Genomic DNA, 12,488 nt, shown 5'->3' with positions numbered 1-12,488 from the left:
TGTCCGTCCTGCGGCGGCAGCGTTGAATTGGGGGGTGTTGAGTTGGCGGCAGCGGCGGCCCATATTCCGACGCGCTGCCCTTTGGGGCCCGCTCCGTTCAAGGGTGCCATCATGAGCCAGACCGCCACGACCGTCGATCCCGGTGAAATCCAGCGCTTTTCGGCCATCGCCGCCGAATGGTGGGATGAGGCGGGCAAGTTCCGGCCCCTGCACAAGCTGAACCCCGTGCGGCTGGAATACCTGCGCGATCGCATCTGCGCCCATTTCGGCCGCGATCCGCTGGCGCCGCAGCCGCTGAAGGGACTGCGCCTGGTGGATATCGGCTGTGGCGGCGGCCTGCTGTCCGAACCGCTGGCCCGCATGGGCGCCGACGTGGTGGGCATCGACGCCGCCGAGCGCAACGTGAAGACCGCCGCCACCCATGCCATGGAGACGGGCACGCCGGTCGATTACCGCCACACCACGGCGGAGGATCTGGTGGCCGCCGGCGAGAAATTCGACGCCGTGCTGTCGCTGGAGGTGGTGGAGCACGTCGCCGACGTGCCCCTGTTCCTGGACAGCCTGGCCGCCCTGCTGAAGCCTGAGGGCCTGCTGGTCATGGCGACGCTGAACCGGACGCCCAAATCCTATCTCATGGCCATCATCGGTGCTGAATACGTGCTGCGCTGGCTGCCGCGCGGCACCCACGATTGGCGCAAGTTCCTGAAGCCGTCCGAACTGGCCGCCGGCCTGCGCGCCACCGGCCTGACGGTGCGCGAGATCATGGGCCTGGTCTACAGCCCCTTCAACGACACCTTCCGCCTGGACGCCCGCGACCTGGACGTCAACTACCTGCTTTGGGCCAGCCGCTGATCGCTGGCCAACGCCCCTGAATACATTTCCTCAGCGCGCCAACCGGCGGCATGACACCATGCCGCCGTAGGCCCCGACCGGGGCCGCCGGAACTTTTCGGGGAGCCGAAGGCGGACTGAAAAGTGAGGATAGCCCAGGGCGCGGATGCGCCCGCCCGGCGCGTGAGGGGAAACGTATCAAGCCGCGTTGCTGGCTTCCGTGTGCGTCAGCAGGGCGTAGATGGCGTCGGCGGTGTCGGCGCCGCGCAGCTTCTCGCAGAACAGCGGGTTGCGCAGCATGCGCGACACCAGGGCCAGGGCCTTCAGGTGGTCCGCGCCGGCGGATTCCGGGGCCAGCAGCAGGCAGATCAGGTCCACCGGCTGTTCATCGATGGAATCGAAGTCCACCGGCCGGTCCAGGCGCGCGAACAGGGCGCAGACCTTGGGCAGGGCCGGAAGCTTGCCATGGGGGATGGCGATGCCGCGCCCCACACCGGTGGTGCCCAGCCGCTCCCGCTCCAGCAAGACGTCGAAGATGGCCCGCTCATGCTGGCCCGTCAGGTCGGCGGCCCGCTTCGCCAACTCCTGCAGCACCTGCTTTTTGGAGGAGGCCTTGAGATTGGCGACAATGCCGTCGGGCCTCAGCAACTCGACCATCGGCGTCAACAAAAACTGGGACGGCATTGCCACCACACTCACTTACCCGGCTTGTCACTAGAAGTGTTATAGGACGGAAAAGTTACCAAACTTTTCCGTCCCACCCCCGGTTCAAGCTTCGGCGATCACTGGCCCCAGGTCAATGGGGGGAAGCCCCGGGGCCTTGCCGACTCAGTGGGTCGCGGCCGATTTCCCATCGGACGGATCGACCCAGCCGACATTGCCGTCCGGCCGGCGGTAGACCATGTTCAGGTGGCCGTGCGCGCGGTTGCGGAAAAGCAGGGCCGGCAGGTCCGCCAGGTCCATGCGCATCACCGCCTCGCTGACCGTCAGCATGTCGATATGGGTCTGCATCTCGGCGATGATCATGGGGTGGTGGTCGGCACCATTGCCGTTCACCGCGTGCCCATTGTGGGCGCCAGCCTCATGACCGCCTTCGTCGGCCTCGTCGTCATGGGCGTCGGCGTTGATGATGTACTTGCGGGCCGGCACGGCGGCCTCGGCCTCGCCGTGGACGCGCTGGTGATGGTCGCGCAGCCGGCGCTTATACCGTCGCAGCCGCTTGGCGACGCGCTCCGCCGCCTCATCGAAGGCGGGGTAGGGTTCCGTGGCCTCGGCGTAGGCTTGCAGAAGAATCCCGCGGCCCACGTGGGCCTGAATATCCGCCTTGTACAGGTGCGCCTCGCGCGACAGCACGACGGTCGCCTCGATCGGACTGCTGAAATATTTCTCGACCAACCCGGTCAATGTCGTTTCGACATGGGTGCGCAGGGACTCGCCAACGTCTAGCTGCTTGCCTTTGACGATTATATGCATGGCCTGTCCGTCTCGCTTGGTTGGAAGCCAGGAGTGGCGGCGGCGTGGTGCCTTGCCGTCGGCCGTTACAATAGCCCGCGACCGGCCTCGTTACGCTGGGAAGGCCAGCCGCCATGCGCCATCCATCGGGCGCATGGTTCAGATCCCAAGGGCCTTCTCCCGGCGACGCTGGACTGAGGAAGGGATCTTCATGGCTTCACGATACTTGGCGACCGTCCGCCGTGCAATGTCGATCCCCTCATCCCGAAGGATCTCGACCAGGCGATCATCCGAAAGGATCTCGTCCGGCTTCTCCGCGTCGATCAGCACCTTGATGCGGTAGCGCACCGCCTCGGCGGAGTGGGCGGCCTGGCCGTCAGCCCCGGAAATGGCTGATGTGAAAAAGTATTTCAGCTCGAACAGGCCGCGCGGCGTGGCCATGAACTTGTTGGTCGTCACGCGGCTGACGGTCGATTCGTGCATGCCGATCGCCTCCGCTATATCCCGAAGGATAAGGGGGCGCAGGAACTGCAGGCCGTGCAGGAAAAACGCGTCCTGCTGGCGAACGATTTCGGTGGCGACCTTCAGGATGGTGTTGGCGCGCTGGTGCAACGACTTCACCAGCCAGCTGGCCGACTGGAACTGTTCGGCCAAATACTCTTTGTCCTGCTTGTTGCGCGCGGCCCCCTGGATGCGGGCGTAGTAGCGCTGGTTGACCAGCACGCGGGGCAGGGTGTCGCTGTTCAGTTCCACCAGCCAGCCGCCGCCCGGCTGGGCGCGCATCAGGATGTCGGGCACCACGGTGTGCACCGGCTCATGGTCGAAGGCCAGCGCCGGCTTCGGGTTCAGCGCCTTGATCTCCGACACCATGTCGGCCAGATCCTCGGCGTCGACCTGGCAGACCTTCAGCAGGGCGGGCGCGTTGCGCGCCGCCAGCAGGGGCAGGTTGTCCAGCAGCGCTTGCATGCAGGGGTCCAGCCGGTCCAGCTCGCGCAGCTGCAGGGCCAGGCATTCCTTCAGCGACCGGGCGAAAATGCCCACCGGGTCCAGGCGCTGCAACCGTTCCAGAACCGAAACGACCTGCGATTCGGTGCAGCCCAGCTGGTCCCCGATGATCCCGATGTCGCCAATGAAGTAGCCGGCCTCGTCCAGGTAGTCCATCAGCGCGAAGGCCACCATCCGATCCAGCGGATCGGCGATGTCCATGGTGATCTGTTCGGTCAGGTGGTCGCGCAGGGAGACGCTGCCCGACAGGGTCTGTTCGAACGAGTTCTCGTCGTCCTCGAAACTGCCGCCCCGGCCGGACCAGTTGCCGAAGGCCTCGCCCCCATCGCCGCCACCGTCCGCGCGCATGTCGGCGGCCATGTCCACGGCGCTGGAGTTGGTCCAGACGTTCTCATAATCCGTGTCCAGCGGCGCGTCGCTGGACGGGCCCAGCCGGTCGGATGCGGTGAGATCGGCCGTGTCGCGCATGGGCTGGTCGTCGGCCCGCGCCACAGGGTCCTCACGATCCACGCCATCGGGGGCGGGATCGCGGTTGCGGTCGCCATCATCGCGTTCCAGGAGCGGATTCTGCTCCATCTCGCGGTCGACGTAGTCGGCCAACTCCAGGTTGGACAGCTGCAACAGCTTAATTGCCTGCTGCAGCTGGGGAGTCATCACCAGCGCCTGGGTCTGCCGAAGATCGAGGCGTTGTTGAAGCGCCATCACCCGCCCAAATTATAACTGTGGCCCGAAATGGATCGCGCGAATGCGCTTATACTTGCTTTACAGACTGAACCGTTCGCCAAGATAAACACGACGCACGTCCTTGTGCGCCACGATCTCCGACGGTTCACCCTCCATCAATACCATACCGTCGTGAAGAATGTATGCGCGATCAACGATATCCAGGGTTTCGCGTACGTTGTGATCGGTGATCAGCACGCCGATGCCGCGTTCGCGCAGATGGCTGACCAGTTCACGGATGTCGTTGACGGCGATGGGGTCGATGCCGGCGAAGGGTTCGTCCAGCAGGATGAAGTTGGGCTGGGACGCCAGGGCGCGGGCGATTTCCACGCGGCGGCGCTCACCGCCCGACAGGGCCAGGGCCGAAGTGCGGCGCAGATGGCTGATGGAAAACTCCGCCAGCAGCTCGTCCAGCGTGGATTCGCGCTTGTCGCGGTCGGGCTCGACCACCTCCAGCACGGCGCGGATGTTGTTCTCGACCGTCAGGCCGCGGAAGATCGAGGCCTCCTGCGGCAGATAGCCGATGCCCAGCCGCGCGCGGCGGTACATGGGCAGCTCGGTGACCTCCAGCCCGTCCAGGGTGATGGTGCCGTAATCGGGCATGATCAGCCCGGTCATGATGTAGAAGCTGGTGGTCTTGCCGGCGCCGTTGGGGCCCAGCAGGCCCACGACCTCGCCCCGGCGCACGCTGACGCTGACGTCGCGCAACACCGGCCGGCCCTTGTAGCTCTTGCCCAGCTTGGTGGCGGTCAAGCCGCTGTTGGGATTGTCCGACACCAGGCGGGGACCTTCCGTTTTGGAATCCTTTGGGGCGGCGGCGGCGGGCACCTTGTCCCTTGGGGCCGCCGTGGCGGGTTCGGTCGTCTTGCTCATGGCTGCGCTCCGCCACCGGGGGTTTTGGTGCCGCTGGCGGGGCCGGCCGGCGTGCCAGGGGTGGCCGGCTGGTCCGACCGCTTGGGCACCAGCACGCTGTGCACCCGCCCGCCCTTGACGGTTTCGTCGGGCAGCATGCGGCTGACCCCCGTGGCGTTGTTGACCTCGGCCCTGTGGCCGTTCACCTGGTTCTGACCCTGGGTCAGCTTCACATCGCCGGTCAGGATGGCGATGCGGGTCTTCACGTTGTAGGTGCCGTCGCTGCCGCGCGCGATATCCTTGGGCGTGACGATCAGCACGTTGCCCTTGGCATCCATGCGCGTCATTTCCAGCTGCTTGGCGGCGTTCTGTTCCATGATGCCGACCAGCACGTCGGCGCGGATGCGGTCGCCCTTGTCGTTGATGGCGACGGCGTTGCCGCGCGCGACCAGCAGCTGCTGCTGTTTCCAGTATTCCAGGGTGTCACGGGCGTAGACGGTGTCGCTGCGCGTGACCAGGTGCAGATGGTCGCCCGTCATCACGGTCACGTCCTGGTCCACGTCGTACACGGCGTGGTCGCCATAGGCTTGCTGGCTGGGGGACGTCATGACCACCTGGCCGTCGGCGGCCATGCGGTACATCTCGGTCGAGCCGTCCTGGGCCTTGCGGTAATAGACCACCAGCGTGTCGCAATGCAGGGTGTCCTCCCCCCGCACCACCACGACATGGCCGCGGGCCACCGCCGCCAGCTGGTCGTTGTGCCATTCCATCGTCTCGTCCGAGGTGATGTCGACCGCGCCCGGTGGCGCGGCCGTCACTTCGGTCGGGGTGAAGGGCAGCAACCCGGGCTCCCCGGCCACGGCCGGGTTTTGCGCCGGGGGGCGGCCTTCTTCGCTTTCGCCGGCTTCTCGCCCGCCGGCGTTTGAGGGGCAACCTTGGCCGCCGGCTCCTCCGCGTGGGAAGTGGGGGCCAGGGCGACCACGGCGCACGCCGTGACCACAAGGCCGCGCAGCAACAGGGACCGCATCATCGGGGCTGTTTTGGGGCGGGCCGTTTTCAGGGGGGCCGTCTTCATGAACCGGATACTCAAGGTTGCTTGCCTCCGGTCCGCGACGGTTCCGCAGTGGGGGGAGAGGGGCGGCGTGGAAAGGGCGGGCGGGGCCGGGATGCGGGGCATGGCGCCGGGGCCGCTGGGCGCGGCATCGGTATGGCGGTCCTTCTCCACCAGGCGCAGGCGCGCCTTGCCGGTGAAGACGATGGTGCTGCCCTTGTCGGTCATGCGGAAGCCGCCGGCGTCGATGTCGCCGAAGGGGCCCTGGCCGGCGACGCGCGCGTTGCCCCAGGCGATGTTCTTGCTGGTGTCCACTTCCGCCTTGTCGGTGGTGAACTCATAGCCATGGTCGTGGAACAGCGTGACCCTCCCCTCCAGCGTCAGGTGGCCAGACTGCTTGTCGTACCGCCCGGTGTCCCCATTCAGGGTCACCCACTGCCCATTCTTTAGCGTGATCTCCGCCTCCGGCGAAACAAGATCGATCAGGTTGTCCTGATTGCTCTCCTGCATCGCGCGGTCGGCGCGCACCTCCACGGGGCGGTCGGTCTTGTCCGTGCCCAGGAAATGCGCGTCCAGCATCTCAAGCTGTCCGGTTCCGGGATCGGCCGGGCGGGGGTTGGTGGTTTCCTTGATCAGGGGCCACAGGGCGATGGCGGCGATGGTCAACCCCGCCAGGGTAGGCAGCACCACCTTGGCCAAGTTCACCCGGCGGGTATGGCGGGCGCTGGCGCCGCCCCGGGGGGCGGGGGCCGGGGGGCTGGAAGAGGGGCGCGCGGAACCGGCCGGGCTTGCCGGCTGCCGAATCCCGCCCACGTCGCCAGGATCGGCGCCGGGGTTTTCTGTAGGGGGGGCAGGGTCATGGTTCCACGGGGTTTGGCCGCCAAATGTGGCGCGGGCATGTCGCGCGGCACCACGCCGGCTTGGGCGTAATCTACCCGAGCCTGGATTCCACGGTCAAATCGTCATGCGCCGTCCCTTTTTCCAGGGGGGCGCCCCGCGACCCACCCATGCGGATGGGGTCTCGGGGCGCGCCGGCGCCGGCCACGTCAGTGGGCGAAGATGTCCGGTTCGTCCCAGCCGGCAAGGTCCAGCAGGGCGCGATGCGGCAGGAAGCGGAAGCAGGCCTCGGCCAATTCCGTGCGCCCCTCGCGGGCCAGCACGGCGTCGAACTTGGCCTTGATCTCATGCAGGTACAGCACATCGGAGGCGGCGTACTTCAACTGCTCGGCCGTCAGTTCCTCAGCGCCCCAGTCGGACGATTGCTGCTGCTTGGACAGTTCCACGCCCAGCAGGTCGCGGCACAGGTCCTTCAGGCCGTGGCGGTCGGTGTAGGTGCGCACCAGCTTGGACGCGATCTTGGTGCAGTAGACCGGGGCTGTCAGCACGCCCAGGTACTGGTTCAGCACGGCGATGTCGAAGCGCGCGAAGTGGAACAGCTTCAGCTGGTCCGGATTGGTCAGCAGGCGCTTCAGGTTGGGGGCATCGTACTGGCCCTGGCGCAGCTGCACCAGGTGGCTGCGGCCGTCGCCGGAGGACAGTTGGATCAGGCACAGCCGGTCGCGGTGCGGGTTCAGGCCCATGGTTTCGGTATCGATGGCCACCACCGGGCCCAGGTCCAGGCCGTCGGGCAAGTCGCCGTCATAGAGATCGATGGGCATCATACCGTCCTTCATGCTGGTGGGGCTGCCGATTAAGGTCCGCGCGTGCTGGGAGCCGCAAGGGCGCGTATCGGGGCGCGCATTGGGAAGCGGACCCCAGAAACGCCGCGGGCCGCCGGCGTTCCATCGGAACATCGGCGGCCCTGCGACCTTAAACCCGCGCTGAATTGGTGCCCAGGAGAAGACTCGAACTTCCACGACATCTCTGCCACAGGTACCTGAAACCTGCGCGTCTACCAATTCCGCCACCTGGGCAGCGCGGGCCGCCTAAGTACGATTATGGCCGGGGCCTGTCAACACCCTTCTTGTGGGCGCTCGATATTTTTTGATCACGCCTTCAAGCGGAAGGACACCCCACCCGCGGGCATTCGACAGAAGTGGTTGTGCCGGGCGCAGGTATTCAGGGAAGGGGATGGGGGAGATGGCGTTGAAGCGTGCCCCAGAAACGCCGCGGGCCGCCGGTTCCATTTGGAACACGGCGGCCCTGCGTTAAACCCGCGCTGTAATTGGTGCCCAGGAGAAGACTCGAACTTCCACGACATCTCTGCCACAGGTACCTGAAACCTGCGCGTCTACCAATTCCGCCACCTGGGCAGCGCGGGCCGCCTAAGTACGATTATGGCCGGGGCCTGTCAATACTCTTCTTTTGGGATTTTTCGTTTTTTGTGACGTCTCCGCTGGAGATAGGCGGCGGCCACCCCGGCGGCCCAGGAGCGGCCCAGGAGAAGTTCGAGCGTGCTCACGCACGCACACGCGCATGGGCGCGTCCTCTCCCTTGCATTCCAAGCGCCTAGCCCTGGCCCGCCGGCTTCGCTATAAGCTTGGGTCTTCGGCCGCCGCCGGCCCCGCTATCCACCCCTCGCCCGCATGCGGGGGTGCCAATGGGTCTGGCGGGTCAATCGTTTAGTGGGCAGAGGGTCTAAGAGGATGGGCACTAGCATTCGTATCGCCACCGTGTTCGGCGGGGCCGGCTTCATCGGCCGCCATGTCATCCGGCGCCTGGCCAAGACGGGCTGCGTCATCCGCGTGCCGGCCCGCCACCCGGGCGAGGCCGCCTTCCTCAAGACCAATGGCGCCGTGGGCCAGATCGTTCCCATGGCCGTGGACATCGCCGACGACGCCTCCGTCGCCCGCGCCATCGAGGGCGCCGATGTCGTCATCAACCTGATGGGCATCCTGGCCGAGGGCGGCCGCCGCCAGCGCTTCGACCTGGTGCATACCGAGGCCGCCGGCCGCATCGCCCGTCTGGCCAAGGGCGCCGACGTGTCCCGCCTGGTGCATGTCTCCGCCCTGGGCGTGGACGCCAACTCCCGCTCCGCCTATTCCCGCAGCAAGGCGGCGGGCGAGCAGGCCGTGCGCGCCGTGTTCCCCGAGGCCACCATCCTGCGCCCCAGCGTGGTGTTCGGGCCCGAGGACAATTTCTTCAACCGTTTCGCCGGCATGGCGAAGACGCTGCCCTTCGTTCCGCTGATTGGCGGCGGCGCCACCCGCTTCCAGCCGGTCTATGTCGGTGACGTTGCCGACGCCATCGTCAACGCCGCCACCCGCGCCGGCGCCGAGGGCAAGACTTATGAGCTGGGCGGCCCGCGCGCCTACAGCTTCCGGGAGCTGATCCAGCTGACGCTGGACCTGACGGGCCGCAAGACCCGCCTGATCTCCATCCCCTGGGGTTTGGCCAGCCTGCAGGCCGCCTTCCTGGAGATGGTGCCCGGCAAGCCGCTGACCCGTGACCAGGTCATCCTGCTGAAGAGCGACAATGTCCTGTCCGGCAAGCTGCCCGGCCTGGCCGACCTCGGCGTGGCGCCCACCGCCGCCGAGGTGATCCTGCCCACCTATCTGGATCGCTTCCAGGTCGGCGGCCGCTACGGCACCCACCGCCAGGGCCCGTCCCTGCCGCAGCTGACCAAGGTCGACGCCCACGGCACGCATTACTGAGCGGCTCCCTCAGGCGCCGGGCGCCGCCATCCGGCGGCTTGGCTTTCTCAGTTTCCAGTCCGCTGACGCTCCCCGTAAACTTCCGGCGGATGCGGTCGCATCCTACAACGGCATGAGGCGTAGCCTCGTGCCGTTGCTATGAGCTTCGGGGCAAATAGAAAGGGCGCCTTCCCGGGATGGGGAGGCGCCCTTTTCCTTGGCCGATTCGGGTGCGGCCCACTTCTTAGATATAGACCATCCCCAGCACGACGGCGCCCAGGGCCCAGCAATAGAAGGCGAAGGGGCGCATGGCGTCGACCTCGTGGCGCTTGAACCAGCGCATCAGGGCCCAGACGGCGGCCAGGGCGCAGACGCCTGACACGGCACCGCCCACCAGCGCGCTCTGGATCACGTCGCCCTCGGCCTGGCGCAGCATCTTGGGCACCACCAGCAGGCTGGCGCCGGCGATGATGGGGGTGGCCAGCAGCATGGAAAAGCGCGCCGCCTCCTCATGACGCAGACCCGCCCAGAAGCCCGCCACCATGCTGGCGCCGGAGCGGGAGAAGCCGGGGATCAGGGCCAGGGACTGGGCCAGGCCGATCAGCAGCGCCTGGCCGAAGCCCAACTGCGCCAGGGTGCGGTCACCCCGTCCGCGCAGGCGCTCGCCGAAGAACAGCAGGAATCCGTTCACGATCAGGAACAGGGCGGCGTTGGCCGGATCGCTGAAGGCGGCGCGCAGCACCTTTTCGAAGGCCAGGCCCAGGATGGCGGCGGGGATGGTGCCCACCACCAGCAGGGCCAGCACCCGGCGGTCCTCGCCGCCCTTGATCACGCCCCTCAGCAGGTTGATCCAGTCGCGCCAGAAGAACACCAGCAGGGCGGTGGCCGTGCCCAGGTGCAGCATCACCAGATAGGGCAGGAAGTGTTCCTTCAGGAACGCCTGGTCCAGTCCCCAGCCCAGCAGGAAGGGCGTCAGCACCCCATGGGCGACGCTGCTGATGGGGAAAAGCTCGGTGATGCCCTGGATGATCGCGAAGATCAGGGTCTGCAAAAAAGACATGGCGCCTCAACGTCTGGGGGCGAAAGACGGCCGGATGGGCCCGGCCAGGGGGACGGCTGCCTGCTTATAGCAGCGGTCGCTGCGGGCCGCGACAGCGGCTTGCGGGGGCGGGCATCGTCGTCTGACAAAAAACCTCAATCAAAAATCCTTGATAAATCAGCGTATTGGAAAAATTTGGTAAGCATGTGTGTACTATTTGCTGCGCCAGCAACCCGGGCAGTCACCGCTTTTCCACACCGGAGTCGTCGGGCTGCCGGTAAATAGGTCAGTGTGGCTGACGTAACGTGAAAAAAGTGCTGGAGCGATGGTGTCTAACGACTTATATGAACTCGGCGCACCCGCTTGTGCGCAAGCCCGTGACCCTTGGCGGTGGCGGGCGTCGGGAACACGCCGGTCCCCGCACAGGGCCGGCGATGGAATGTCGGGATCACCCGGCTGGGCTGGGGGCCCGCCGGTTTGGACACGAGGAACAAGGCCATGGCGCAGAAGCAGCAGATGCTCCAGTTCGTCCACACGGACCAGCAGATGCCCGATAAACGGGAACCAGCGCTGCGCCGGCACGATTTCAACGAGATTTACGCCCGCTTCGCCGACGACCAGGCGGTGACGCAGGCCTCGCGCTGCTCCCAGTGCGGCGTGCCCTTCTGCCAGGTGCACTGCCCCGTCTCCAACAATATCCCCGACTGGCTGAAGCTGACGGCCGAGGGCCGCCTGGAAGAGGCCTATGAGGTCTCGCAGGCCACCAACAACTTCCCGGAAATCTGCGGCCGCATCTGCCCGCAGGATCGCCTGTGCGAGGGCAACTGCACCATCGAGCAGTCGACCCACGGCACCGTCACCATCGGCGCGGTCGAGAAGTACATCACCGACACCGCCTGGGAACGCGGCTGGGTGAAGCCGGCCACCCCGGTGCGCGAGCGGCCGCAGAGCGTCGGCATCATCGGCGCTGGCCCCGCCGGCCTGGCCGCCGCCGACCAGCTGCGCCGCAAGGGTTATCAGGTGCATGTCTACGACCGCTACGACCGCGTGGGCGGCCTGCTGATCTATGGCATTCCGAGCTTCAAGCTGGAAAAGGACGTGGTGGAGCGCCGGGCCAAGCTGCTGGCCGATGCCGGCGTCGTCTTCCACCTGGGCTTCGAGGTCGGCCGCCATGCCACCCTGGGCCAGCTGCGGGTGCAGCACGACGCCATCCTGATCGCCACCGGCGTCTACAAGGCGCGTGAGCTGGAAGGCCCGGGCAGCGGCGTGGACGGCATCGTCCCGGCGCTGGACTACCTGACCGCCAGCAACCGCACCAGCCTCGGCGACACGGTGGTCGATTTCGAGAACGGCCGCCTGAATGCCAAGGGCAAGAACGTCGTCGTCATCGGTGGCGGCGACACCGCCATGGACTGCGTGCGCACCGCCATCCGCCAGGGCGCCAAGTCGGTGAAGTGCCTGTACCGCCGCAACCGCGCCAACATGCCGGGCAGCCAGCGCGAGGTCGCCCATGCCGAGGAGGAGGGCGTGGAGTTCGTGTGGCAGGCCGCCCCGGACGCCTTCCTGGGCGACCGCCAGGTGACGGGCGTGCGCGCCCACCGCATGCACATGGGCGTGGCCGACGCTTCCGGCCGCCAGACGCCGCAGCCCATCGAGGGCTCTGCCTTCACGCTGGAGGCCGACCTGGTGATCAAGGCCCTGGGCTTCGATCCGGAACCGCTGCCCACCCTGTTCGGGGAACCGGGCCTGAAGGTCAGCCGCTGGGGCACTGTCATGGCCGACCCGCGCACCCTGATGACCAACCTGGAGGGCGTCTTCGCCGCCGGTGACATCGTGCGCGGCGCCTCCCTGGTCGTCTGGGGCATCCGCGACGGCCGCGACGCCGCCGCCGGCATCCATAACTACATCACCGCCCGCGCCGCCGCCGCGCTGGCCGCCGAGTAAGAGGGGGATTTGACATGAGC

11 protein-coding genes and 2 tRNA genes are annotated in these 12,488 nt (G+C 67.0%); 3 read left to right on the top strand and 10 right to left on the bottom strand.

All coding sequences use genetic code 11. The features are described 5' to 3' along the window. Positions 1 to 108: 108 nt before the first annotated feature. On the top strand, positions 109 to 852 hold the full coding sequence (gene ubiG, locus ULB03_RS05240; protein ID WP_416211139.1) for a bifunctional 2-polyprenyl-6-hydroxyphenol methylase/3-demethylubiquinol 3-O-methyltransferase UbiG: 744 nt from the start codon (positions 109 to 111) through the stop codon (positions 850 to 852). A 176-nt stretch (positions 853 to 1,028) separates the two neighbouring features. On the opposite strand, the gene ptsN is transcribed toward ubiG, so the two are convergent. The 9 genes from ptsN to ULB03_RS05195 form a co-directional block, all read right to left on the bottom strand. Next, positions 1,029 to 1,487, bottom strand: a complete 459-nt coding sequence (ptsN, locus tag ULB03_RS05235) for a PTS IIA-like nitrogen regulatory protein PtsN (protein ID WP_322483782.1) — start codon at positions 1,485 to 1,487, stop codon at positions 1,029 to 1,031. 171 nt (positions 1,488 to 1,658) lie between these two features. Further along, positions 1,659 to 2,303 (bottom strand): ribosome hibernation-promoting factor, HPF/YfiA family, encoded by a 645-nt coding sequence (gene hpf, locus ULB03_RS05230; RefSeq protein ID WP_322482203.1) that lies wholly within the window; start codon positions 2,301 to 2,303, stop codon positions 1,659 to 1,661. 138 nt (positions 2,304 to 2,441) lie between these two features. Further along, positions 2,442 to 3,989: an RNA polymerase factor sigma-54 gene (gene rpoN, locus ULB03_RS05225; RefSeq protein WP_322482202.1), complete on the bottom strand. Its 1,548-nt coding sequence runs from the start codon at positions 3,987 to 3,989 to the stop codon at positions 2,442 to 2,444. A gap of 60 nt (positions 3,990 to 4,049) precedes the next feature. After that, a complete protein-coding gene (lptB, locus tag ULB03_RS05220; protein WP_322482201.1) occupies positions 4,050 to 4,883 on the bottom strand; it encodes an LPS export ABC transporter ATP-binding protein in 834 nt (277 codons plus the stop codon). Then, a complete protein-coding gene (locus ULB03_RS05215) occupies positions 4,880 to 5,704 on the bottom strand; it encodes an LptA/OstA family protein (RefSeq protein ID WP_322482200.1) in 825 nt (274 codons plus the stop codon). The genes lptB and ULB03_RS05215 overlap by 4 nt, the downstream gene beginning before the upstream one ends. Further along, positions 5,677 to 6,726, bottom strand: a complete 1,050-nt coding sequence (gene lptC, locus ULB03_RS05210) for an LPS export ABC transporter periplasmic protein LptC (protein WP_322482199.1) — start codon at positions 6,724 to 6,726, stop codon at positions 5,677 to 5,679. Before lptC ends, ULB03_RS05215 begins: the two co-directional genes overlap by 28 nt. 233 nt (positions 6,727 to 6,959) lie before the next feature. Further along, the gene (locus tag ULB03_RS05205) at positions 6,960 to 7,574 is read right to left on the bottom strand and encodes a ribonuclease D (protein ID WP_322482198.1); all 615 of its coding nucleotides are present in this window, start codon (positions 7,572 to 7,574) and stop codon (positions 6,960 to 6,962) included. Positions 7,575 to 7,739: 165 nt separating this feature from the next. Next, positions 7,740 to 7,826: transfer RNA gene (locus ULB03_RS05200), tRNA-Leu, on the bottom strand. A 252-nt stretch (positions 7,827 to 8,078) separates the two neighbouring features. Further along, positions 8,079 to 8,165: transfer RNA gene (locus ULB03_RS05195), tRNA-Leu, on the bottom strand. Between the two features lie 333 nt (positions 8,166 to 8,498). Between ULB03_RS05195 and ULB03_RS05190 the strand changes: the two genes are divergently transcribed. Then, complete coding sequence (locus tag ULB03_RS05190; protein ID WP_322482197.1) at positions 8,499 to 9,506, top strand: complex I NDUFA9 subunit family protein; 1,008 nt, start codon at positions 8,499 to 8,501, stop codon at positions 9,504 to 9,506. 223 nt (positions 9,507 to 9,729) lie between these two features. On the opposite strand, the gene ULB03_RS05185 is transcribed toward ULB03_RS05190, so the two are convergent. Next, complete coding sequence (locus ULB03_RS05185) at positions 9,730 to 10,545, bottom strand: undecaprenyl-diphosphate phosphatase (protein WP_322482196.1); 816 nt, start codon at positions 10,543 to 10,545, stop codon at positions 9,730 to 9,732. Positions 10,546 to 11,022: 477 nt separating this feature from the next. Between ULB03_RS05185 and ULB03_RS05180 the strand changes: the two genes are divergently transcribed. Then, on the top strand, positions 11,023 to 12,468 hold the full coding sequence (locus ULB03_RS05180; protein ID WP_322482195.1) for an NAD(P)-dependent oxidoreductase: 1,446 nt from the start codon (positions 11,023 to 11,025) through the stop codon (positions 12,466 to 12,468). Positions 12,469 to 12,488 lie beyond the last annotated feature (20 nt).

The sequence above is a fragment of the Nitrospirillum goiasense genome (assembly GCF_034427435.1).
Classification (GTDB): Bacteria; Pseudomonadota; Alphaproteobacteria; order Azospirillales; family Azospirillaceae; genus Nitrospirillum.
The sequence above is the reverse complement of the archived record's forward strand: the minus strand, read 5'-3'. Positions and strand labels throughout refer to the sequence as shown.